Source organism: Pseudomonas sp. H3_E04, assembly GCF_054668915.1.
In genome coordinates, this window is the sequence record NZ_CP162797.1 from 5,451,923 (window position 1) to 5,476,642 (window position 24,720).

Consider the following 24,720-nt stretch of genomic DNA (forward strand, 5'->3'; position numbering starts at 1 on the left):
GTCGCCCTTGAACCGGGCGACGCGGTGATCCTGCCACCTACTGGGCAATGTTGTAGCGATACAGACAGCCCACAGGGTTTTCCGGATTGATGTTCAGGGCAACCACCAGTTTGCTCGGGTCCTGCTGATAATGAAGTGTGGAGAGTGGTAGCGTGGGTACGTCCTCGCGAATGATGCTTCGCCCATCATAAAAGTCAGGGCTGTAGTTGCCGTCACTGGATATCAGGCAGCCGACAAAATTGCCCGCTTCGTCTGCGCCGGAGAACACCAGGTTATGGTTGAAAGTTGCATGGTCCGTCCAGTTAACCACTCTGTTGTCGCCGAACTCCGGTAGAAGGGGCCGGGTAATTTCGCCGCCATTGATCTCGTAGTCTTTGCCGCCTTTTTCGTCGAAGGCGATCAACATGCCGAATTGATTAGTCCAGATGTTGGACTTTTTGGTGTAGCCAGATGCCGTAAATTTGCCAGGGGCTCGCTGCTTTACGGTATGCAGTTCGGCACCGCGGGAACTGGGATCTACCACCAGAAAACCGGGTCTTTGCGGTTCGCCGAATGCCTGGTTGAGCGTGCCATCCGCGTTCAACATTACGATGAGACCAGCCGAGTTCAAGTCGTTGTCTCTCTTTTCGTAGCCCGCGAATAACAAGCGTCCGTCATCCAGTACGCATCCGTCGCTGAGGGAGCTGACAGAGCTCGGCTGGATGCCGACGATTTCAACGCAGCCGTTTTTGCCGAATGCGTTCTCGGGTTGGCCCTCAGCGTTGAATTTGTACAGAAACGCCTTGTACAACTTCACATTGAATGGAGCACCGGTGTAATGATCCACCCCAACTACCACGCTGTTATCGGGTAACGCGAGTACGAACCTGGGCCCTTGTATTACGGGCCACGGCGCTTGGCTATGGTTGATGATGACTTGGCCATTGTCGCCAAATTCGCTCACTCGGTTGCCCTTGCGGTCAAGGCATAGAATCGCTGGGAGCACCTCGCCCGCCTTCCCGTTGGTGGTGCTGCCCGCCATGAACAATCGTCCGTCGTTGCCTGCGGCAATCGGCCCGCCAGCGGCCTGCTCATTAGGAAAGAACGATCCCGTGACTCGCCCTTCGACCCCGAACGTCAGGTCGACGGCACCCAAGTGGTTCAGCTTCGAAATGAAGAAGACACCCTTGTCGAAGGTACTGGTAACCATCAGCGATTTATCATCCAGCAGAGCCGACCCGGTCAGCGGGCGAGACCTTGTCGGGTCATCGCGGAATATGTCGTCCAGTCGAAGTTTGCCCTGGCCACTTCCCCATGTAGCGTCGATTGTCGCCCTGATGTTCGCGGCTTTGTTTACGGTTGTCATACACGTCCCTGCGCTGGTAGCTGTGAGGTTGTTTGCTCGCCGGGCTATGACAAGGTCTCGACCATGCGCTCACCGGGCCTGGACTCACAGTAGGCCTTCCTTCGAGGGTCGCCTACTGTCAACTCTGACAGGTCTGGATACCGTTGGTCTCACTATGGAGGGTGACGGTGAGTGTCAGAGTTGTGCGCGCAAGCCGAAGCGCTTCATCAAAGTCGATTCCAGCAAACCTTTCGGCAACAACGCCGCCAACAACGGCAACGCCCGGCTGCCATTGCCGATGCGCACCAGCCTTGGCGGCTTGCTCTGTTGCACAGCCATCAACAGCTGCGCAGCAAATTCAATCGCCGGTGTCGGTTTATCCTGAGATGCCTTGGCCCGTGCGCGAATGCCTTCACGCAATGGAAACCATGGTGATTGCTCGTTGATCAACTGCTCGGCTTCATGCCCGGCATTCTTTGCGAAACTCGATTCGATCGCGCCGGGCTGGACTTCCATCACGCGGATACCGAACGGCGCCAGCTCCATGCGCAGGGCATCGCTCAGCGCATGCACCGCCGCTTTCGAGGCGCAGTAGGCGCCGGCGAATGGCGTGACCAAGACCCCTGAAACGCTGCCGATATTCACCACCAGACCTTTGGCCTGACGCAGCAGCGGAAACAGCGCGCGGGTGACGCCGATGATCGAGAAGACATTGGTCTCGAACTGGCGCTGCATGGCCGCTACGCCGCCGTCGAGCAATGGCCCCATGGCGCCGTAACCGGCGTTGTTGATCAATACGTCGAGGCCGCCGTGTTGCTGGTTGAGGCGCTCGGCGAGTTGTTCCAGCGCGGCGCCATCGTTGACGTCCAGCTGGATCGCGGTGAAACCGGCGGCGCTGAGCGCGGCGACGTCTTGCGTCTTGCGCGCACTGGCCCAGACTTCGTATCCGGCCGCTTTGAAGGCATCGGCGAGGGCGCGGCCTATGCCGCTGGAACAACCGGTGATCAACGCAACGGGCATGGCGCATTCCTTGTGCAAAAAATCGGAGGAGGGGATCAGTCGGAGAAACTGCCCTGCAAATGCTCGGCGCGAAACTCCAGGGTTTGCGGGCGATAGCCGGGGCGTAGCGGTGGCAGGGGCAGACAGTCCTCCCATTCGCCGCCGGCCTGCAATTCGCCGGGACCGCGATAGCGTGGCGCGGTGTATTGGTTGTCTGCCAGGTTGACCGTATCGCCCGGGGCGTAGGCGGCGATGCGCCAGCGCAGTTCGGTCAGGGGCACATCATTGCCGTTTTTCATTTTCAATTGCAGCGGGCGATCGGCTGGGCATTGTTCCGGGGCATAAGCAATACGCATCTCAAGGCGCGCCAGTTGCTTGATTTCGCGGTTGTCCAGCCAGACGACCCACATGGCCACGAAGCCCAGGCCAATCGCCGCCGCCACCGACACCGGCAGGGCCTTGGCCGGATAGCGCAACAGCAGGATAAGCCAGGTGATGACCAGCAAAATGCCGATGAACATGTCGCACAACCTCGAGAGAGAGAGGGTCATCCTACCTAAGCGTAGGTGAGGTTGGCGATGGGCATCGGGACTTGCGGTGTCTGACCGGGCCTCTTCGCGAGCAGGCTCGCTCCCACACTTGAAACGCATTCCCCTGTGGGAGCGAGCCTGCTCGCGAAGAGGCCATTTCTGGCGACGCAGAATCAGGACAAAAAAAAGCCCCCGCCCAGCCCGCTGCGGATAGGGAACGCAACGGGCTGGACGAGGGCTTCTCGTTTTAGCGATCGATTACTGCGCGATGGTCTTCACCGACACGCCGCGTTCGATCGGGGTGGAGCGGCCGTAGATATCTTCGAAACGCTCGATATCGTCTTCACCCAGGTACGAACCCGACTGCACTTCGATGATTTCCAGCGGGATCTTGCCCGGGTTGCGCAGGCGGTGCACCGAGGCGATCGGGATGTAGGTCGACTGGTTTTCGGTGAGCAGGAACACGTTTTCGTCGCAGGTCACTTCGGCGGTGCCGCTGACCACAATCCAGTGTTCGGCGCGGTGGTGGTGCATCTGCAGCGACAGGCACGCGCCCGGCTTGACCGAGATGTGCTTGACCTGGAAACGCCCGCCCATGTCCACCGAGTCGTACGAGCCCCACGGACGATAGACTTCGCAGTGGTTCTGGGTTTCGCTGCGGCCCTGCTCGTTGAGCGTGTTGACCATCTGCTTGACGCCCTGAACCTTGTCCTTGTGGGCAATCATCATCGCGTCTTTGGTTTCGACCACGACGATGTTTTCCAGACCGATCACCGAGACCAGTTTGCCGTTGCCGTGGATCATGCAGTTCTTGCTGTCCTGAATCACCACGTCGCCTTTGCTGACGTTGCCGTTGGCGTCTTTCTCGTTGACTTCCCACAGCGACGACCAGCAGCCGACATCGCTCCAGCCGGCAGTCAGCGGCACCACGCAGGCGCGCTGGGTTTTTTCCATCACCGAGTAGTCGATGGAGTTGTCCGGGCAGCAGGCGAAGGTGGCTTCGTCGAAGGTGATGGTGTCGGCGTCCTGCTGGCTGCGCTCGAGAGTCAGCAGGCAGGTGTCGTAGATGTCCGGATCGTGCTTTTTCAGTTCTTCGAGGAAGCGGCTGGCGCGGAACAGGAACATGCCGCTGTTCCAGTAGTAACCGCCGGATTCGACGTACTCGGTGGCGCGCTTGACGTCCGGTTTTTCGACGAAATGCGAGACGCGGCTGACGCCTTCGGGCAGCAGCGAATCAGCGGTGGATTTGATGTAGCCGTAGCCGGTTTCCGGTTTGGTCGCCGGCACGCCGAACAGGACCATTTCACCGTTTTCCGCAGCGACGGTGGCCAGGGCCAGCGCGCGTTGCAGGGCTTTCTGGTCTTCCAGTACGTGGTCGGCCGGCAGCACCAGCATCAGTTCGTCACGACCTTCATTGACCAGCATCATCGCGGTCAGGGCCACGGCCGGCGACGTGTTACGGCCGAACGGTTCCATCAGAATGCGCTGGCACTCCAGATTGCGCGCGGCCAGTTGCTCGTTGACGATGAAGCGGTGTTCCTTGTTGCAGACCACGATCGGCGTGTCCATGCCTTCGAACACCAGACGCTCGAGGGTTTGCTGGAACAGCGTGTGTTCGCCGGTCAGGGCGAGGAATTGCTTGGGGAATTGCTTGCGCGAAAGAGGCCACAGACGCGAACCGCTACCACCTGACAAGATCACCGGAATCATAGTGTTTACTCCATAAAATCAATTTGGTTAGAGCCCTGTGGGAGCGAGCCTGCTCGCGATGGCGATGGCTCAGTCGACATTGATGTTGCATGTCAGACCGTATTCGCGAGCAGGCTCGCTCCCACAAGGGGTACTGCGTCAGTTCACAAAAGGATTAGCGAGTCGACACCGGGCGTTTCACCCAGACTGGCGACAGGTTGCTGCCGTTGCCGGTGACGTACAGCACGGCTGCCTCACCACGCTCCAGCGCGACCGGTTTCACGTCGCCGACTTTCTTGTCGCCTTCGTACAGCGCCAGGCTGACTTTCACCGGGTTGATTTCACGTTCGCCACGGCCCTTGGCTGCCACGTTCGGCACCACTTCGGTCTTGCCGTCGGCGGTCTTCAGGGTCAGCGGCTTGTCGCTGAGGTTCTGCACACGTACCAGGGATTTCTGCTTGTTCTTGAACGGCGGTTCTTCGATCAGTTGTGGCGCGCCGGATGCGTTGTTGACCAGGGTGTAGTAGTGGTCACCGGCGAGTTTCACCGGCAGGGTCTGGCTGCCGACTTTGGCGCTGTAGTCGCCGCCCGGCATGAAGCTGAAATCGCTGCTGGCCAATGGCGCGATATCGCTCAGGTTGGTGCTGCCGACGGTCGCGCTGACCTCAGCGTTGCTAGCGTTGTAGACGCGCACGAAGGTCGAGCCTTTCGGTGCGGTCGGGCCGTACAGCGCGGCGTCGCCACCGGCGAAGGCTGGGACGGAAAGTACGCTGAGGCCAGCAACCAGTGCGAAGCTTTTAGCGAGACGACGAGGAGTAGTAGTGAAAGTCATGGTGTACCTCTCTTTCAGTTTTGCGCCCGATCGGGCGTCTCGGATTTAGTGTTGATGGCTACGTTTTGTTGGCGGGCGCCGGCTTGTTTGAGCTCTGCGACCCACTGCGGGTCGGCGTCGCCGATTTCGTTGTTCACAGGCAGATATCGTTCAGGAAACTCCCAGATCAGCACTTGCGGCGGGCTGTTCTTGAAGTCATCGCTTTTCAAGTAGCTGAGCATCGGCAGAATCGGGCCGTGGCCGTCTTCGGCGTAGTTGACGACGTCACTGTGCAGCGCTTGTTTGAGCGCACCGACGAAGTTCCAGTTGGGGTTGGCGCTGTAGCTGGTGCCGATCAGCGCGACCGGTACTTCGCTGTTGGCGAACAGCGCGTCGTCACCGGCAGGCTGCTCGGCGGCAACGGTGTTGCGTTTGAGCAGCGGCTCAGGCGCCGGCATCATGTTTTCGAACAGCGGATCGAGCGGCAGGAACAGACGCAGATCGCCCTTGTGCGTGACCTTCTCTGCTGGCGTGGTGACGAAGCGCTGTGGCTCGCCGCTCAGCGGGAATTTCTCGGCAATGGTTTTCGCCAGCGTGTTGGCTGCGATCTCGGCGCCTTCCGGCGTCCAGTGGGTGTCGGTGCGCAGGAACACTTGCTGACCGTTCTGCTTGGCCTGTTGCAGCGGGCCGAGCAGGTCAGGGGCGAGGATCTTGTCGGCCGCGACACGGGCGTGGAAATCCTGATAGAGGTTCTGGTGAATGCTCGAAGGCTTCACTTCATCCAGATGCTCCGGATACAGACGCACCTTGGCCGGCACGATCGCCATCACCAGTTTCACGCCTTTCTCTTTCAGGGTCTGACGCACGCCTTCGACCAGCGCGTAGTTGCCTTGCAGGTTCTGCTGTTCGTTGACGATCGGGTTGAATTCCTCATCGCTGTACAACCACTGGTCGCGGCCGAGCACGACGCCCGGACGACCTTCGTTGAACAGTTTGAAATCCAGCGCGGCCCAGAGGTTGGTGCCCAGACGCTTGATCGGGAATTCATCGTCGTAGTGGGTTTCCACCGCCTTGGTCCAGCGGCCATTGAGCACCGTCGCATCGGCATTGGTGCTGAAGCCGAAAAAGCTGCGAATCGACCACAGACCGAGGACCAACAGCGTCACCAGGAACAGGGCGATGTAGAAGATGCGTAATGAGCGGGTCATGTCAGATCCCTCAGAACTGGAAGTAAAGGAACGGCGAGAAGCTTTGCGCCGAGAGTTTGAGAATCGAGGCGATGAACAGCAGCAGGATCAGCCCGCGCATCACGTAGCGCGACCAGTCAGCGGTCCAGTAGGCCGGTTGCACCTGGGCTTCGACGCCGACGGTGTAGCCAGGTTCGTGGATGCTCGCCGGATTTTCCCCAGGCGCTGCCTTGATCATTCCCGGGGTCGCGGTGGCAGGGCCATCGGCCTCGACGTTGACTTCCGGCTTGGTCTTGGCTGGCGGCTGATTGGTGTACAGATCACGCAGGCCGAAGAACGCCAGGGTTACGTAAGCCACCACCAGAGTCGCTACTTGCAGACCGGTGAGGCTGGCCTGATTGAGTTCCGACAGCGACCAGTCGCCGAAGCTGAACATTGCACCGTACATGCGCCCGGCAACGTGCAGGTTCTCGGCACGGAAGATCACCCAGCCCATCACTACCAGCAGGAAAGTCAGTGCCCAGCGGATCGGGTTGAGGCTGCGCGGCGAAGTGTTCAGGCCGAGCATTTTTTCGATCGCCAGCCACATGCCGTGCCAGGCGCCCCAGATGATGTAAGTGATGTTCGCGCCGTGCCACAGACCACCGAGCAGCATGGTCAGGAACAGGTTGCGATAGGTCATCAGTGTGCCTTTACGGTTACCGCCGAGGGTGATGTACAGGTAGTCACGCAGCCAGGTCGACAGGCTGATGTGCCAGCGGCGCCAGAACTCGGTGATCGACTGGCTGATGTACGGCTGCTTGAAGTTTTCCATGAAGCGGAAACCCATCATCAAGCCCAGGCCGATGGCCATGTCGCTGTAACCGGAGAAGTCGAAATACAGCTGCGCGGTGTACGCCAGCGCACCGAGCCAGGCATCGCCCGTGGTCGGGTTCTGCAAGGCGAAGCAATGGTCGGCGACCACGGCGAGGGTGTCGGCAATGAAGACTTTCTTGATGAAACCCTGCATGAACCGCGTGCAGCCCTCGGAAAACTTGTCGAGGGTGTGCGTGCGGTTGTTGAACTGATCGGCGAGGTCGCGAAAACGCAGGACCGGGCCGGCGATCAGGTGCGGGAAGATCGCCACGAATGCCGCGAAGTCGATCAGGTTGCGCGTGGCCGGAGTGTCGCCACGGTACACGTCGATGATGTAGCTGATCGATTCGAAGATGTAGAACGAAATACCGATCGGCAGCAGCACGTGGGTCAGGATGAACGGCTCGAGACCGAACGAAGTCATGATTTCGTTGATGCTGTCGACACCGAAGTTGGCGTACTTGAAGTAGCCAAGGATGCACAGGTCGACGGCCACACCGAGCAGCAGCCAGCGCTGCGCCGGTTTGGTTCTAACGCCGGCGGCACCGACCTTCAGGCCGATCCAGTAGTTCCACAGCGTGACCGCTGCGAACAGCGCGAGGAAGTCCACCCGCCACCAGGCGTAGAACACATAGCTGGCGATCAGCAGCAGCAGGTTGCGATAGCGTTGCCCGCTCAGGTAGTACAAGCCGAGAAAGATCGGCAAGAACAGAAACAGGAACACGTTGGATGAAAATACCATCCCGATCTCTCCATGTTTGAACCAACAGTCAAGGGCCAAAGCCCCCCCAAACCCCCCACGAAAAACCGGAGGGTCAACTCACAAATCTCAAACCTGACACCGATTCATGTAGGAGCTGCCGCAGGCTGCGATCTTTTGATCTTGATCTTCAAAAGCCAGATCAAAAGATCGCAGCCTTCGGCAGCTCCTACAGGGCTTTGCGTCTGGCCTTACGAACCCTTGTTGCCCTTTTCGTGCGACGGGTCGTAGACCTTGGTCAGGTCGCCGCCAAGACGGAAAGTCTTGAACGGTTGCATGTCGCGTTTCTTCTCGATCACCTCCGGCGCGCAGGTGTAGAGCGTGCAGAAGGGTTCGAGCCAGGCGAATTTCATGTCCTCTTTCAGGTCGGTCATGTCCTGCTTTTTGCCGTTCTTTTCTTCGAACTCGTCAGGGTCCTTCACGCCGGCCAACACCCGATCACCCAGACGCTTCAGCGCGCCGTTGTTTTCCTGACGCAGATCCACACCATTGACCTGGGCGAAACTGGCGATCATTGCCAGCGGCGGCAGGGCGTAGTTGTGATAGGCGAGGGCGCGTTGCTGGCGCTTGAGTTCGTTGGGCAGGAAGCCGTCGGCGTCGACCTGGTTGACGCCAACCTTGTATTCCTTCACCGCCCAGTCGAACAGGTCGCGGCGGTTGGTGGCGACGGCGGTGGCCATCACCGACCAGGCAGCCCAGTACGAGTGGTTGTTGGTTTTTTCCAGCGGCAGGTTGTCCCAGTCGCTGACCACCTGATCGGCCATTTTGCTGAACCAGGCTTCGATCAGCTGCGCTTCCTGCTGGTGCTGGGCCAGTGGATGCGAGTCGGAGAACTTCAGGCGAATGTATGACGAGGCCATGCTGCCCAGCGCCCATTTGCGCATCGACTTGCCGGTGTGGTTGAAGTCTTTGGACATCAGCGCGTCAGCCTTGGCCCACGCGGTCAGCCAGTTGAGCGTGCATTCGAGCTGCTCCGGGCGACCGTCGCGCATGAACTGCATGACGCGCTTGGCGGTGCCGCGCTCCAGCGTAGTGATGTCTTTGGTGGTGTCGCGAAAGGCTTTTTCCGACTGCACGTTCAGCGTTGCGCGGGCCTTGTCCGAACCTTCGTATTTGCTGCGAAATTGCAGCGGACCGGTGTACGGCGCCGGCATGGCGTCGCAGCCATCGCTGTTGTCGCCGGTCTTGAATTTATCCACCGGGGCGAAGTAGCCCTGCGGCGGACGCAATGGCGCGGCGGCCTGAGTCGCCCCGGCGAACATCGCCAGGCTCAGGAGTGTCGGTGCCAACAGGTTTTTCAGTTTCGGATTTCGCATAGCAGACCTCATTGCCCGAGCTGCGCGGTCTGTTGACCGACGCCCGGGAATACGTTGCGTTTGCAGATTTTCGCTTCGACTTTTTGTGGCGTGGCGCCAGGTCCGGCTTCAGGACCCTGGACTTCAACGGCCAGCAGATTTTGCGAGGCCCAGTCTTCGTCCGTGCGCAGCTCAAAGGCGAAACGACCGTCGGTGTCGGAGGTTTCCGGTTTCTCGATCTTGATGTCCTCGTGGCGACCGTTCATGTACCAGAGGGTGGCTTGCAGGGTTTTCACCGAGGTGTCGGCGAAGCGGATATCGACCTGATGGTTGGCGTTTTGCAGGTTCAGGTTCTTGCTGTTGACCAGCAGTTCTTGCTTGCTGCCTGGCTTCAGCGTGGTGCTGGCGGACATCTGCGCGTCTTTGCCTTCGCAACCGTTATCGAGCAGCGCCATCATCTGGCGATAGATGGTTTCCTGGTCGAGGCGATACAGCGGCGAGAATTCCCAGATGAGAATCTTCGGCGGGGTCTTCTGGAATTCTTCGCTGCCCAGGTACTGCAGCATCGAACCTTCGAAACCGCCGCCGGGGAAGGCCACGTTGAGAATGTCGGCGCCGATGGCTTCTTCGAGGAAACCGGCGAAGTTGTAGTTCTTGCCGCTGTGCGACGTACCGACCAGGGTGATCTGCGGATTGCCGGAATCGCCGAACAGATCGCCGTCGCCGGCCTCGCCTTTCGGCTCGGTGGTGAACTGGTCCATGTACTGGATCGCGTAGCTGGTGCCGCACAGTTGCCCGGCCATGTTGTGCAGGGTGCCGGTCTTGCCCATGCGCCCGGAGCGCTTGGTCTCGAATTCACGCTTGGGAATGTCGGCGAAGGCCGGGATCTGCTTGACCTTTTCGGCGACGATTTTTGCCGTGCGCTGGGCACCGTAAGGTGTCCAGTGCTGGTCGCCACGGAAGTAGAAATCGTGGGCGGGCAGGGTGTCCGGCAGCGATTCGTTGGTCAGTGGCGACAGGTCCGGCACCACGTAACCCATCTTGGCGAAACGGCCGAGCATGGTCTTGTAGTTGCCCAGCGCTTTCTCGTAATCGAACGCGGCTTTTTCCTGCGGGTTGAGCTTGTTGCGGTTCACCAGGCCACGGGTCGGCTGGTAAACGATCACCAGCTCCACGCCTTTGCTCTTGAACGCGTCGTGCAACTGCTGCAAGCGCTTGTAGCCGGCCGGCGTGGTGTTGAACTCGGTGCGCAGGTCTTCCTGAGTACGGAACAGCCAGTCGCCCTGGGCTTGGACCAGCGTGGTGAAGTTCTGCTGATAACGCGTGGTGTAGTTCTTCGCGTCATGGGCAGCCGGGCACAGGTTGCAGCACGGCTCGGCGGTGAACTTCGGTGGCGTGACGCTTGCGCCGTCAGCGTCGGCGCGGGCGTTGCCGGCAGCGAGAATGCCGAGGGTCAGGGCCGAGAGGCTGAGCAGTTTGATCATGTGTGGGTGCATAAAATTATCCTCAGTCCTGCAATTCGGTCTGGCGTTCGACAGGGTCGATCAGCACGGCTTTCTGCTGGCGCACCAGCAGGTCGAGAATTTCATCCTGGCGCTCGCCGAGGATGCCGTTGAAGCTGATCCCGCTGGACTTGGTCGGTGCCAGCATCGACACGCGATACAGCTCGACACTCAGCGGCGAGTCGATCGACAGCGGGCCGCTGCCATTGGCCGCCAGTTCACCGCCGACGACGATCAGCGAGACCTGCGCGTCGAACGGGTCGAGCTTGATGTCACGGTCGGTGTCGGTCAGGTCCTTGATGTGGCCGTAGATACCGGTCAGGCCGTTGGTCATGGCGACGTTTTCGTAGAGGCGGATGTTCACGCTGTTACGAATACGAATGCCGTGACGGGTATTGCTGATGACCTTGTTGCCCCACAGCAGGTTGTCGGCGGACTCGTAGAGCGTGATGCCGTCGGTGTGGTTCTTGTAGATCTCGTTGTAGGCAATGATGTTGTTGACGCTGTTACGGTCGATCACCAGGCCCGACAACTTGTTGTCGAAACTCTTGTTGTTGAAGATGAAGCTGTCGTTGACCTCACGGGAAATAATGATCCCGTGCTTCTTCTTCGTGCCGTGCACGGTGTTCTCGGCAATGATCAGACGGTGCGAGCGGTCATGCGGGTCGATGCCGTAGACGATGTTGTCTTTGTAGGTGTTGCCCTTGACCACAAAGTCGCTGGTTTCGTAGCAGTAGAAGCCGTACCACATGTCCGAGAACTCGGAGCCGACGATCCAGCCGGTCGGTTCCGGGCGCTTGAGAACCTTGGCCATGTTCGGCGTGTACTGGGAAATACTCACCCCGTACGACTTACTGTTGGCGTAACCGAAACTGGCCATTTTGCTGTTGACGATGTAGGTCTCGGTGCCGCCCCAGGCGAGCAGGAACGGACGGAATTCCTTCGGCGAACGGAAGGTCGCCGGGCCGTTGTCCTTCTCGCGCCAACCGGTGACTTTGGTGTCACGCACGAACAGTTTGCCGTCGTTGACCAGGAACGAACCGGCCTCTTGGGACAGGCGCAGTTCCTGGGTCTGACCGTCGATTTCGAGGATGCCTTTCTCGCCGACCACGATCGGCAATTTGGCCAGATACACGCCCGGAGCGGTCTCGCTGAAATACTGCTTGGGCAGTTTTTTCGCCAGGTCCTTGAGGTTCATGTAGCCGTCGTCGATGAAGATCGCCTGCGGGATGCCGTGCTGACGCACCACCCATTCGGCCATCTTGTTATCGCCGCCGATGAAGTCCTTCAGGGCGTTTTCCTGCATCATCCGGCGCACGCTGATCTTGCCCGGCTTGCTGCGCACGATCTTCGCGGCAGCGGCTTCGGCGGTGAAGCCGGACAGGTCGGGCAGTGTCGGCTTGGCCAGTTTCAGTGCGTCGGTCGGCGCGCTGCTGACGGTGTAGGTCTTGGCCTGTTGCAGTTCTTTGGCCACGGTCGCAGGTTTCGCCGGTTCAACATTGGCGAAGGCGCCGGCGCTGGCCAGCAGCATCGCGCCGGCCAGCAGGCTGAGTGAGCCTGTTCTGGTGCTGATCATGTCGGGCACTCCCTTGGCGGTTTGCATCAGAAGCGCCAGATCACGTCAATGAATGCGCGGTGCATGTAGGAATCAACCTGGCTGCCATAGGCATCGCCCGGCTTGAACACACCGCCACGGAAACGCACCAGTGCCGAAGGCTCGTCGATCGACTGGCTCAACGCCGCCGGCAACAGGCCTTGCTTGAAGTACTTGGTGACGACCAGGTCCATTTCCTGACCCAGGTCCTTGTTGCCATCTTCAAGCGGCAGCGAGGTGCTGGAGAGGATCGCGCCGGTGACGTCGTCGGTGTTGTTTTCCACCGCGTTGATGCCGTTGCTGCCGACCGGCTTGTTGCCGTCGACACGCCAGAACTTGTGGTAGATCAGGCTGGCGTCGTATTCGTCGTTGACCATCCACGAACCGAACAGAGTGGCGGTCTGCATGTTGTTCATTTCGCCACGGAACGCTTCACCGAAACGGTGCACGCGTGAGCGGGTACCGGTGTAGTTGGAGCGGTTGCTCTCCAGACCGTTCTGTTCGTAATCGGCACTGGCGCGGGCGTAGGCACCGCCGACTTGCCACTGCGGATCGAGGCGCAGACGTACGCCGACGTCGGCTGCCCAGCCGCTGATGTCATCGCTGCGCTTGGCTTGTGTCGGGCGCGTGCCGTCGGCGTTCAGCGCGTTGACCGTGTCACGGTCGCCGCTCATGCCGGTGATGCTGCCCCAGTAGTTGACGGTGTTGGTGTTGCGCCAGTTGTAGGCGTCGCTGTCGGCGGTCAGGCCGATCCAGCTGATGTCGCCGTTCTCGGTCTTGTCCAGCGAGTCGCGCGGGACGCCCGGCTCGGCGTAATCGAGTTTGCCGTCATCGTGAGTGTGATGGCCGCGAATGCCGACCCACTGCCCCGGTGTCCACTGGTAAGCAGCGTCGGCGTAGGCGTGCAGGCGATCCTTGTCTTTCGGCGCCAGCTCTTTCAAGTCGGTGCGGTATTCGCTGAAACGCTCGGCGACACCGGCATTGGCGCGCAGCAGGGTGGTATCGAAGGTCCAGTTCAGCGCTTCGATGTTGGTGTCGCGCCATTGGCCGTCGTCATTGCGCAGACGCTGACGACCGAACTTGAGGATCTCGCCAGGGTAGGGCGTGAAGCCGCTGTAGCCGACCCAGAACTCGCGCATCGCCAGGTAGTTTTTCTTGGTTTCGCGATCGCCGCTGTCGGTGGTCTGTTCGCCGTCCGATTGTTGCAGGGTGTCGGTCTCGATGATGTCGGTCGAGGTCACCGCCTGACCCATCGCATAAGCGCTCCACGCGCCGCTTTCGCCGTAGATCCAAGGACGCAGGTCGAGGCCGACGCCGTTGACGTCGCCGCCGCCGGCAGTGCCGAGGTCACGGTCGTCTTCGGACTGGCCGGTGAGTTTCACTTCCAGACCGAAGTTCTTGCTTTCAGTCATCGCAGCCAGTGTCGGGCAAGACCAGAGCAGCGCGAAGGTGAGGCCAATACCGGCCTTCACGAATGGGTTCAGCTTCATAGTTTTTCCTCGCCGTCTTCTTCTTGCAGGGCGTGCAGTTGCAGCGTGTTCGAGTTCAGGGCGCCACGGCTGGCCTGTTCCTGTTGCAACAGGCGGCGGGCTTCGGGCAGGCGCTCGGGCGGCAGTTGCGCCTCGAGGGTCGCTGCCAGTTCATCGGCTTGCGGGGTGTTCTGCGCCTTGGCCAGTTGGCTGAACACGTAAGCGTTCAGCGGGTCAGGCTTGGTGCCCTTGCCTTGGGAGAACAGCTGGGCGATGGCGAAGTCGGCGCTGTTCTGGCCGTTGCGCGCAGCGGTCAGCAGGTGGTCGAGAGCCTTCTGCGGATAGACCTTGCCCAGGTAGCCACGACGGTAGATCTGACCGAGGTAGTAATCGGCGGCAACTTCGCGGCCAACCGCTTTCTGGAAGTGTTCCTCGGCGACTTTCGCGTCGGCCGGGACCATTTTGCCTTCGTAGTAGACCTTGCCCAGCAGCAGTTCGGCGCGCGGCTGGTCGGCGGCGCGGCCGTTGTCCAGGTACTTCATCATCTGGTCGACGTCGCCCAGTTCGGGGAAGTCGTAAAGCAGTTGCGCGAGGGTGACCCACGACGCCGGGTAGCCCGGAGCGATCGGCTCGAGCAGCGCCTGCGCGGTTTTTTCGTCAGTCTTGCCCAGGGTCGAATCGGCCAGCACGCGGGCTACGGAGTCGACACGCTGCGCGGTGACGGTGCCACGGCTGTAACCGGCCTGCATCTGCTTGATCAGCTCGGCCTGTTGCTCCGGCTGGCCGCGTTTCTGGTAAACGGTAGCCAGTTCGACGTAGCAGATGTCGGTGGTGTTGAGCGCAGCCTTGCAGATCTTTTCCACGTCATCCAGGTGCTGGTCGTAGGTGCCTTGGGTGCGATACAGCAGCACCTGCGCCAGACCCGCTTCCGGGTAGCCCGACTTGCGCCACTGATCGATCTGCTGCTGGGCGTTGATGTTGGGGAAGCTGTGCGGGTATTGCAGATACAGCATTGCCAGCGGGATCAACGTGTTGCCTTCGCCATTGGCGGCGGCTTTTTTCAGCAGGGTTTCGGCTTCGTGGTGCTCGGCTTCGGTGGAGCCCGGCTTGGCCACCAGCAGGCGACCGAGACGTGCCTGGGCACGCGGCGACACGCTGGCCGCTGCGCGGTAAGTCGCTTCGGCCTGTTTCATCTGCGCCGGGTCGCGGCTGTCGACCTGGATATCGGCCAGGCCGACTTGCGCCTCGCTGTAACCCAGATCGGCCAGTTGCTGGTAATTCTGCGCAGCGGTGGCGGTGTCGCCACGCTTGAGCGCTTCGTTGGCCAGGCGCTGATCGGGCAGGCCGGCACAACCGGCCAGAGAAACTGCCAGTGCCAAGGCACACATGGGGCCCTTGTGGGAGCTGGCTTGCCAGCGATTCAGGCGACTCGGTGTTTCAGCAAGACCGCACTGATCCAATCGCTGGCAAGCCAGCTCCCACAGGGATCGCGGTGTTCTGAAGAGACTGGTGATAGTCACAGGCATGTCCTCGACTTAAAGACCGGCAGCCATGGCTTTGTCGATCAGCCAGTTCAGGTTCGGGCCACGGTCGCTGTTCACTTCCACCGGGCGGCCGGCGAGGCTGCTGTCGAGCGGCTCGTCTGGCTGGATCTGTACGCGGATGTCGGAGGACAGGTCGGCGCTCTTCAGGCTGGTGCTGCTGACGATCTTGCCGGTGCGGGTCTTGTCTTCGCCGGCGATCTGGAAGCTCACCGGGGTGCCTGGACGTACGTCGCCGAACTGGCGATAGGAGAAGCGTGCTTCAACGTTGGCCTGGGTGTTGCGCGGCACCAACTGGAAGATCACGTCGCCCTTGCTCGCGTACTGACCGTCAGCCACCAGTTGCTGGGCCACGGTGCAATCGCACGGCGACGTCAGGGTGCCGGTCATTTGCTTGCCGAACAGTTCTTCAACCTTGGCCGGGGCCAGTTGGTCTTCGGCCAGATGGCCCTTGAGTACGTCGAGCATGCTGGTGCTGAAAGTTGCCAGCGGGGCGCCTTTGGCGGCGACGCCGTCGGACTTGACCAGGCTCTGCACGGTGCCGTCACGCGGCATGGTGATGTTCATCCCCGGGACGCTGACCAGACCGGCCTGCGCGTGGCTGACGAAGTACATGCCATACACCGACTTGAAGATGAAACCGGCAGCGACCAGACCAACAGCGAAAATACCGGCGCTGAAGGTCACGGCTTTCAGGCGGCCGAACGGGGTCATGCCGGTGTCGTTGGTCTTGTTCTTGCGCGCCTTGGTGAAATTGTCGCGCTGCAGGGTTGCCAGCACTTCGCCGATGCTGACGATGTCGCCGGCCAGGTGCGAAGTGATCAGGTGGCGCAGAGTGGAAATGTCCTGCGGCTCGAGGTTCTGGAACTGGCAGCCGGCGCGGCCGGTGGCGCGGTCAAAGGAGCGCACCTGCAGTTCAACGTCCATGGCCAGGCCGAGGTTGTCGATGACAAATTGCAGACGCGCCTTGTACACCTCGCCGATGGTCAGCGGCATCTGTCCGGCGTTGAACGCCAGACCGCCGGCCGACAGATCTAGGACCCGCGCTTCGAGCGGAGTCCGGTCAGGGCCGAAGAAACGCAGCTTGGCCGGGATTTTCACGCGAGCGTGCTGGCGCTGGGCTTCGGATTCATGCACTACGTTGACGTTGACGGCGGTATTCATAGGGGCGATTTCCTTGTTAATTCAATAGGAGCGGGTCAGACCATCATCAGCAGCACGGCGACAAAAATGCTGCCGGCGGAGAAGGTCATGGTCCGAGACGACCAGGTGTTGAACCAACGTTGAAAGCTGGCGAGATCACGGGTCAGGGATGTGGGCTGGCGAGTCCAGGATTGTTGGTCGAGGCGGAAGAACACGTAGATCTTCACCAGGGCGCCAACGATCTGGTTGTAATACAGAATCGCCGGGTAAGCAGGGCCGATGCGGTGACCGGAACACGACAGCAACAGCGTCAGGATCAGGCGGGTGATGCCGATCCACAGCAGGTACACGAGGATGAACGCGGTGCCGTACTTGAAGCTGGCGATCAGTGCGACGGTCAGGCCGAGCAGCGAGGTCCACATCGACACGCGCTGGTCGAACAGCACCACGGAGGTGAACGCGCCGAGGCGGCGGATACCCAGACCCAGTGCACGCGAGTTCTGGCGCAGGTTGTTGCCGTACCAGCGGAACATCAGCTTGCGGCTGGCCTTGATGAAGCTCTTTTCCGGCGGATGTTCAACGGTGTTGATCGCTGCGTCCGGCACGTAGAAGGTGTCGTAACCCAGGCGCATCAGGCTGAACCAGCTCGACTTGTCGTCACCGGTGAGGAACTTGAAACGGCCCAGACGCCAGTGTTGCAGCGAGTCGCTTTCAACGTCGGCGATGAATTCCGGATTGGTTACCACGGAGGCTTTGAATACCGACATCCGACCGGTCATGGTCAGCACGCGCTTGGACAGGGCCATCGAGCACATGTTGATGTGGCGCTGGGCAAAACGCAGCTTGTGCCATTCGCTCATGATGTAGCCGCCACGCACTTCGCAGAACTCGTTGGTGGTCAGGCCGCCGACATTGCCGAACAGCTGGAACCACGGCACGGTCTTGCGCACGACGCCTTCGCCGAGCACGGTGTCGCCGTCGATCACGGCCACCACGGCACGGTCATCCGGCAGGTGACGGGAGATCGCGCGGAAACCGAAGGCCAGACCATCGCGCTTGCCGGTACCGGGAATGCGCACGAAGTCGAGCTTGACCCGCTCCGGCGGATTCATCCGCGCCCACAGCGCCTTGACCAGCAGCTCGTCGGACATTTCCACGATCGAGCAGACAATGGTGGTCGGCAGTTCGCAGTCGATGGCTTCGCGGATCACTGAGCTGTAGACCTGCGCGGTTGTCAGCGCGTCAATACGAAAGCTGGTGACCATCAGAAACACATGCGACGGGTCGGCCGCTTTACCCAGCTTGCGTACTTTGCGACGCAGATGCGGGTAAACGATGTAGAGAAAAATCATGCCGCGCACAAAGTGCGTTGCACCCATCGAGTAGCGCCAGATACCCACGGCGCCAATCAGGAAAATGAAGTCCTTCGACTCGGAGTCGAATGTGGACGTGGGCAGCATCAAGGCCAGGCCCATCAACAAACTTAGGTAAAACAGCCAACCGGCGGCCTGAAGTAGGCCGTGTTTTAGCCTGTGCATAATCTGCATCCGTCTCTATCTCGGGCTGGGCCCGATGGGGTTAAGGCAGGCTCATCAATGGCCCACTGTAGGAGCTGCCGAAGGCTGCGATCTTTTGATCTTCTGGGTGTTCACTCACGACTCAAGTGACCCCGGTAAAGATCGCAGCCTCGTTTCACTCGTCAGCTCCTACCACGGGTTCACACAGTCAGTGCGCGGCGACGCGGTATGCGGTGCCGCGCAATGTCTGCTTACCAGCAGATCCCTTCGGTGCGGCTACCGGCGCTGGTGGCCTTGGACATGAAGCCCACCAGGTCGATGACTTGCTTGCCCTGCGGCGCTTCCTGGGCCAGCGAACGGAATTTCTCGTCGCGGTTGCCGAGGATGATCACGTCGGAGTTGTCGATCACCGAGTCGAAGTCGGAGTTGAGCAGGGACGACACGTGCGGAATCTTCGATTCGATGTAGTCCTTGTTCGCACCGTGAACACGGGCGTACTCGACGTTGCTGTCGTAGATGCTCAGGTCGTAACCCTTGCCGATCAGCATTTCGGCCAGTTCGACCAGCGGGCTTTCGCGCAGGTCGTCGGTGCCGGCCTTGAAGCTCAGACCGAGCAGGGCGACTTTGCGTTTTTCATGGCTTTCAACGATGTCGAAAGCGTTCTGCACTTGCGATTCGTTACTGCGCATCAGCGAGTTGAGCAGCGGCGCTTCGACGTCCAGAGAGCCGGCGCGGTAGGTCAGCGCACGTACGTCTTTGGGCAGGCACGAACCGCCGAAGGCGAAGCCCGGGCGCATGTAGTACTGGGACAGGTTCAGAGTCTTGTCCTGGCAGACCACTTCCATCACTTCACGACCATCGACGCCGACGGCTTTGGCGATGTTTCCGATCTCGTTGGCGAAGGTCACTTTGGTCGCGTGCCAGACGTTGCAGGTGTACTTGATCATCTCGGCAACGGCGATGTCCTTGCGGATGATCGGTGCGTCGAGTTCTTCGTACAGCGATTGCAGAACGTCGCCCGACGCGGTATCGAACTCGCCGATAACGGTCATTGGGGGCTGATCGTAGTCAGCGATGGCGGTGGATTCGCGGAGAAATTCCGGGTTGACCGCAACGCCGAAATCGACGCCGGCTTTCTTGCCCGAGCAGTCTTCCAGAATCGGGATGACCACGTTGGCCACGGTGCCTGGCAGCACGGTGCTGCGCACGACGATGGTGTGGCGGGTGGTTTTTTCACGCAGGACAAAACCGATCTCGCGGCACACGGCCTCGATGTAGTTCAGTTCCAGGTCGCCGTTCTTTTTGCTTGGCGTGCCGACGCAGATCATCGACAGGTCGGTATCACGAATCGCCTCGGCGAAGTTGGTCGTGCCGCGCAGACGACCGGTCTGGATACCCTGCTGCAGCAGTTCGCCCAAGCCTGGTTCTACAATCGGCGATTTGCCGGCGTTAATCATGTCGATCTTGTCTTTGGCAACATCGACGCCAACTACGTCATGGCCCCGTGCAGACAGGCAACCGGCACATACTGCGCCAACGTAACCCAAACCAAATATGCTGATGCGCATCGCAATTACCTCTGTATATATCAGGCCTTAGAAGGCCGGAGTTAATGGTGTTCAGCGGTCACTAGTGCACTCGGAAGTGCGGCTTACAGGCGCCACAATGCCGTGTGCAGGCATACAAAGTTCCGAGTGTCTAATAAGTGCACTCAAGATGTGCGCAACTAGGCCTTGTTGTTATGACTTGCCCTGTTATGCAGCCGATCTTCCGTGCGGGAAGACTCTAGTGCAGTCGTGTAGCCTGCTCGACGTCCGGTAGGGGGCCGGTAAATCAAGCAGTTAGGTGCTCAGGCGAGCACGTTTATAGGGGCGCGGCCTTGGCCTTTGTAGGGGATATTAATGGTGCGTATCTCCTGTCCTTCGATTGTTTTGAGACTCGTTAGTCACTCAGGCAAGTTGCTGTGACAACTTGGTTACATGGCTATCAGCTCTGCGTAAGTTATCTCGTACAAACTCGGCGAGAATCGTTACCGGTGGTATGAGCAACGCATTTGGACATAGTTCCAGCCCGCTCATCGTGCCAGCCGAAATTTTTTGAAATATTGATAAAGATGGCACTGGGTGCAAATTGATAGCACTAACGATTTCGGCCTTTAGTTATCGGGGTGAAACCGGGGTCGATAGTTTTGTGCCACTACGGGTGAAAAATTTAAGTGCCACTACTGAAAAAAAACTTCAGTGTCGAGTGAAACTAAAATTAGAAAACGGAGTGTGGTTTTATTGGCGCCATGAAATTGGCGATATGCAGCGGGGGGATTTTGACTTCGGGCGGACTGCACGACTCTCGAAGAAAAGAGTCGTGCAAAGGGCATGCTTTATTCCGGGGCGTGGTCGCGCAAAAACACCAGATTGTCGGGTTTCGATTGCTCGGCACTGTAGCGATAACCCTGCACATCGAATTGCTTGAGCTGAGCCGGGTCGTTGATGCGTTCCTCAATCACAAAACGGCTCATCAGGCCGCGCGCTTTCTTCGCGTAGAAACTGATGATCTTGTACTGGCCGTTCTTCTGATCCTTGAACTCGGTGTTGATGATTCGCGCATTAAGAGCGCTGCGCTTGACCGCAGAAAAGTATTCGTTGGACGCAAGGTTGAGCAGTACGTCATCGCCTTGCTCGGCCAGCGCTTCATTCAGCCACTCGCTGATGCGCGTGCCCCAGAACGCATACAGATCCTTGCCACGGGCGTTGGCCAGTTTGGTGCCCATTTCCAGGCGATAGGGTTGCATAAGATCCAGCGGGCGCAGCAGGCCATAAAGGCCGGAGAGCATGCGCAGGTGCTTTTGCGCGTAATCGAATTGCGCCTCGCTGAAGGACTGCGCATCCAGGCCGGTGTACACATCGCCCTTGAATGCGAGCAGCGCCTGTTTGGCGTTTTTCGGGGTGAAGGCGGGTGTCCAACTGCCGAAACGCGCGGCGTTGAGGCCACCGATCTTGTCGGACACGTGCATCAACTCGCTGATCTGCGCCGGGCTCAGCTCGCGCAGTTGCTGAATCAATTCCTGCGAATGGTCGAGGTACTGCGGCTGGGTAAAGCGCTGGGTCGCCGGCGGTGTTTCGTAGTCGAGGGTCTTGGCGGGGGAAATCACCATCAGCATGAAGTCGTCTCCTTTAATCGTGGGGGCGATTCTAGGGGGTTGTCCGTGTTGACTCCAGCTATGAGCGTGATAGGTGATCGGTGGTGTCATGGAACAAGATCGCAGCCTCGCTGGAACTCGACAGCTCCTACAGACTGCGCTCGACATGAAACCGTAATGAATTCAGTGGGGTCAGGTAGGAGTTGCCGAAGGCTGCGATCTTTTGATCTTTGTTTTGATCCACCCGCGATATAGTGCCGCGCGGGTTTTGTTATGGAGACATCCCTTTGCGCATTGTTCTTTTATTCACCGCGTGGCTGCTGAGCTTCGCGGCCGTCGCGGCGCCCGGTGATGCGGCGACGCTGGATCGCACGACCTGGCCGGAACAGCTCAGCAATCCGACCCTGTTCGACGTCGCGTCGCGGGCGGAAATCCTCATGTTCGCTCGCGGCCTGCTCGGCACCGAGTCCATCGACGAGGCGGCACTGGCCCAGCGCCTGGGGCTGCGCACGGTCAATATCGATGCGGTCAATCAACTGCGCCAGCGTCTCTGGCAACGCTTGCTGAGCAACTACAACCACGCCCAGCAAAGCTGTGATCAGGACGCCTCGTTCTGCTTCCTCGTTGAAGACCTGCCGACCCTGCGCGAGCAGGCGGCCAAGTTCGTGGTCAGCGACGACAGTTATTACACCAAATGGGCCGAGCCGAGCCGGATCTTCCATTTGCAGTACTTGGACGAGTTGATGCGCAAGGCCGCGCTGTCACCGCAAACCAGTAACGAATTCGATCGTTTTGGCGACTACGAGCGCAACGGCGACGACATGCACGACCGGCTGTTTCTGCTGACGTTCGACAGCGCCGCCAACGTGCAACCGGACAACACCGACTGGCTGAGCGAGTACCTGCGAAAATCGAATCTGAGCGGGACATTCTTTGTCCTGGGCAAGGATATTCAGGCGCGACTCACCGGCCGTTCGGTCAGCAGCCTGCAGGCGAGTTTCTCCCGGCAGTGCGTTGGCGTGCAGGGCTGGGAGTTCCGCTCCCACAGTCATTGGCAGGACTGGCAGGATTCGGTACGGCGCAGCGCCGATCTGGTGAAAAACAAATTGCCGGAAAACTACGTGCCGCTGTTCCGTCCGCCGGATGGCCAGCGCCGCAGTGACGCACAAGGTTTCTTCAACAGCCAGGGCCTGCAAGTGGCGCTATGGGACATCGATGCCCAGGACGGCGCCGGCAAGCTCAAGGGGCCGGCGAGCGCGCAGCGGGTGTTGACCCTGATGCTGCTGTGGCGTCACGGGGTGATCAATTTCAACATGAAACAGGATGCGGTGAAGACGTCCTTGCCGTGGCTGATCACCCAGACTGCGCAGAGCGGCATCGGCTGGGAAGACTGTCAGGACGCGTTTCGTTGAGAAACGACAAAAAGCCCGGAAACATTGGGCTTGGGGCGATTTTCAAAAGGAATTCGATGCAGGCGGACTTCCGACTTTAGCGGGGTACGGGGAGTCCGCCAAGGGCTTTTCGTCACTCTGCAAAATAAACTTAAAAAAACCGTCAAAGTGCTTTTTTATGTCATCGGTTTTGGAGTATTACGAAGACAGACCGCCGAAACCTGCAACACAGGTGGCGTCTTCCCAGACTCCTATTGTGTGCAGTTCATCCAGGCCCTCGTGGATGAATTCGGCAGTCACCTCGAGGCGCAGCACTGTCACGGTATTGCGTCGAATGGCTCCCACAAAGGTGACCGAGTATGGATGATCACGGACGCAGCCCTTCCTCCAACCAGCCAATCCTGTATGTACTCGATACCAACGTATTGATTCACGATCCAAATGCCCTGCTGAATTTCGAAGAACACCACGTTGCCATCCCGATGACCGTGCTGGAAGAGCTGGACAAGCTCAAGAGCGGCCATCACAGCGTGGCCGCCGAATGCCGTCAGGCGATCCGCCTGATCGACAAGACCCTGGGCGATGCGTCCCCCGAGGACGTCGAACTGGGCGTGCCGATCCAGCGCGGCAAGGGCGGGCCGAAGGGCTTGCTGTCAATTCTGATGAGCAAGCAGGCCGAGTCGAACCTGATTCTGCCCGAGCATCTGAACGACAACAAAATCATCAACCAACTGATAGATCTGCACACCCGCGATCCGCAGAAACCGGTGGTGCTGGTCACCAAAGACATCAACATGCGCTTGAAGGCGCGCGCCTGTGGCATTGACGCGGAGGACTACAGCACCGACCAACTGGTCGATGACGTGTCCCTGCTGCCCAACGGCTACCACAACATGACCGGCTCCTTCTGGGACCGCGTGAGCAAGGTCGAAACCCGTCAGGATCACGGCCGCACCTGGCATCAGGTGCAACTGATCGACAACCTGCCGGCCGTGCATATCAATGAATTCATCATCGACGAGCAGGGTTTCGTCGGCTGGATCAAGGAAATCCAGGAGGACCGCCTGCTGATCCTCGACCTGCATCAGGAACCGCTGCTGCATCAGGAGGCGTGGGGCCTGAAGCCGCGTGACATCTATCAGAGTCTGGCGCTGTACGCGTTGCTTGATCCGGACATTCATCTGGTCAACCTCTCCGGCGCCGCAGGTTCCGGTAAAACCATTCTGGCGCTGGCCGCTGCGATCGAGCAGACCATGGTCAGCAAGCGTTATCGCCGCATCATCGCTACCCGCAGCGTGCAGGGGCTGGATCAGGAAATCGGCTTCCTGCCCGGCACTGAAGCGGAAAAAATGGAGCCTTGGCTGGGCGCCATCACCGACAACCTCGAAGCCTTGCACATGGATGACGAAAACACCCATGGCAGCGTCGACTACATCCTCAGCAAAGTGCCGCTGCAGTTCAAATCGCTCAACTACATTCGTGGTCGCAGCTTCCAGCAGAGCCTGATCCTGATCGACGAATGTCAGAACCTCACGCCGCACCAGATGAAAACCATCATCACCCGTGCCGGCGCCGGTTCCAAAGTGGTGTGCCTGGGTAACCTGGCGCAGATCGACACCCCTTACCTGTCCGCGACCAGCTCCGGGCTGACCTACCTGACCGAACGCTTCAAGGATTTCCCCAACGGTGTGCACATCACCCTGCAAGGGGTGCCTCGCTCGATCCTGGCCGAATACGCCGAATCGCATCTGTAACCCTTCACCCAAACCGGGCGGCCCTCAAGCCGCCCGGTTTTTTATGGCCTACACCATCAAAATGTGGGAGCGGGCTTGCTCGCGAAAGCGGTATGTCTGGCAGTATCAAAGGTGACTGACACACCGCTTTCGCGAGCAAGCCCGCTCCCACAGGGTATTTGCGTCATGGCGGTAATCGCGCTCGCGGATATCTGACCCACAGGTTTACAATCCACGCTCCTGA

General features: G+C 59.6%; 18 protein-coding genes. 2 read left to right on the forward strand and 16 right to left on the reverse strand.

Going from position 1 to position 24,720, the window contains the following annotated elements; all coding sequences use genetic code 11:
* Nucleotides 1-37: 37 nt before the first annotated feature.
* The 16 genes from AB4N53_RS24490 to yaaA form a co-directional block, all read right to left on the reverse strand.
* Nucleotides 38-1,345: an NHL repeat-containing protein gene (locus AB4N53_RS24490; RefSeq protein WP_460124177.1), complete on the reverse strand. Its 1,308-nt coding sequence runs from the start codon at nucleotides 1,343-1,345 to the stop codon at nucleotides 38-40.
* A gap of 174 nt (nucleotides 1,346-1,519) precedes the next feature.
* The gene (locus AB4N53_RS24495) at nucleotides 1,520-2,344 is read right to left on the reverse strand and encodes an SDR family oxidoreductase (protein ID WP_460124180.1); all 825 of its coding nucleotides are present in this window, start codon (nucleotides 2,342-2,344) and stop codon (nucleotides 1,520-1,522) included.
* A gap of 35 nt (nucleotides 2,345-2,379) precedes the next feature.
* Nucleotides 2,380-2,844 carry a multidrug transporter gene (locus tag AB4N53_RS24500; RefSeq protein WP_460124183.1) on the reverse strand — a complete coding sequence of 155 codons (465 nt, stop codon included), beginning with the start codon at nucleotides 2,842-2,844 and terminating at the stop codon, nucleotides 2,380-2,382.
* A gap of 267 nt (nucleotides 2,845-3,111) precedes the next feature.
* Nucleotides 3,112-4,563, reverse strand: a complete 1,452-nt coding sequence (locus tag AB4N53_RS24505) for a mannose-1-phosphate guanylyltransferase/mannose-6-phosphate isomerase (RefSeq protein ID WP_315435692.1) — start codon at nucleotides 4,561-4,563, stop codon at nucleotides 3,112-3,114.
* Nucleotides 4,564-4,717: 154 nt separating this feature from the next.
* A complete protein-coding gene (locus tag AB4N53_RS24510) occupies nucleotides 4,718-5,374 on the reverse strand; it encodes an alginate O-acetyltransferase AlgF (RefSeq protein WP_016771605.1) in 657 nt (218 codons plus the stop codon).
* Nucleotides 5,375-5,388: 14 nt separating this feature from the next.
* A complete protein-coding gene (locus AB4N53_RS24515; protein WP_016771604.1) occupies nucleotides 5,389-6,561 on the reverse strand; it encodes an alginate O-acetyltransferase in 1,173 nt (390 codons plus the stop codon).
* A 10-nt stretch (nucleotides 6,562-6,571) separates the two neighbouring features.
* Nucleotides 6,572-8,137: an MBOAT family O-acyltransferase gene (locus AB4N53_RS24520; RefSeq protein WP_024011674.1), complete on the reverse strand. Its 1,566-nt coding sequence runs from the start codon at nucleotides 8,135-8,137 to the stop codon at nucleotides 6,572-6,574.
* A gap of 209 nt (nucleotides 8,138-8,346) precedes the next feature.
* A complete protein-coding gene (locus AB4N53_RS24525) occupies nucleotides 8,347-9,471 on the reverse strand; it encodes a mannuronate-specific alginate lyase (RefSeq protein WP_460124188.1) in 1,125 nt (374 codons plus the stop codon).
* Nucleotides 9,472-9,479: 8 nt separating this feature from the next.
* Nucleotides 9,480-10,946, reverse strand: coding sequence for an alginate O-acetyltransferase (locus tag AB4N53_RS24530; protein WP_460124191.1), 1,467 nt, complete (start codon nucleotides 10,944-10,946; stop codon nucleotides 9,480-9,482).
* A 10-nt stretch (nucleotides 10,947-10,956) separates the two neighbouring features.
* Nucleotides 10,957-12,528 (reverse strand): mannuronan 5-epimerase AlgG, encoded by a 1,572-nt coding sequence (gene algG / locus AB4N53_RS24535; protein WP_125918316.1) that lies wholly within the window; start codon nucleotides 12,526-12,528, stop codon nucleotides 10,957-10,959.
* A 26-nt stretch (nucleotides 12,529-12,554) separates the two neighbouring features.
* Entirely contained in the window at nucleotides 12,555-14,036 is a 1,482-nt protein-coding gene (locus AB4N53_RS24540) for an alginate export family protein (protein WP_016771599.1), read from the reverse strand.
* The gene (gene algK, locus AB4N53_RS24545; protein ID WP_460124196.1) at nucleotides 14,033-15,541 is read right to left on the reverse strand and encodes an alginate biosynthesis TPR repeat lipoprotein AlgK; all 1,509 of its coding nucleotides are present in this window, start codon (nucleotides 15,539-15,541) and stop codon (nucleotides 14,033-14,035) included. Before algK ends, AB4N53_RS24540 begins: the two co-directional genes overlap by 4 nt.
* Nucleotides 15,542-15,550: 9 nt before the next feature.
* Nucleotides 15,551-16,720, reverse strand: a complete 1,170-nt coding sequence (locus tag AB4N53_RS24550) for an alginate biosynthesis protein Alg44 (protein ID WP_024011680.1) — start codon at nucleotides 16,718-16,720, stop codon at nucleotides 15,551-15,553.
* A 35-nt stretch (nucleotides 16,721-16,755) separates the two neighbouring features.
* Entirely contained in the window at nucleotides 16,756-18,237 is a 1,482-nt protein-coding gene (gene alg8, locus AB4N53_RS24555; RefSeq protein WP_371924006.1) for a mannuronan synthase, read from the reverse strand.
* 230 nt (nucleotides 18,238-18,467) lie between these two features.
* Nucleotides 18,468-19,784 (reverse strand): nucleotide sugar dehydrogenase, encoded by a 1,317-nt coding sequence (locus AB4N53_RS24560; RefSeq protein WP_016771595.1) that lies wholly within the window; start codon nucleotides 19,782-19,784, stop codon nucleotides 18,468-18,470.
* Between the two features lie 809 nt (nucleotides 19,785-20,593).
* Nucleotides 20,594-21,373 (reverse strand): peroxide stress protein YaaA, encoded by a 780-nt coding sequence (gene yaaA, locus AB4N53_RS24565; protein WP_460124200.1) that lies wholly within the window; start codon nucleotides 21,371-21,373, stop codon nucleotides 20,594-20,596.
* Nucleotides 21,374-21,639: 266 nt separating this feature from the next.
* Between yaaA and AB4N53_RS24570 the strand changes: the two genes are divergently transcribed.
* A complete protein-coding gene (locus AB4N53_RS24570; protein WP_460124203.1) occupies nucleotides 21,640-22,764 on the forward strand; it encodes a polysaccharide deacetylase family protein in 1,125 nt (374 codons plus the stop codon).
* 338 nt (nucleotides 22,765-23,102) lie between these two features.
* The gene (locus AB4N53_RS24575; RefSeq protein ID WP_024011685.1) at nucleotides 23,103-24,497 is read left to right on the forward strand and encodes a PhoH family protein; all 1,395 of its coding nucleotides are present in this window, start codon (nucleotides 23,103-23,105) and stop codon (nucleotides 24,495-24,497) included.
* Nucleotides 24,498-24,720 lie beyond the last annotated feature (223 nt).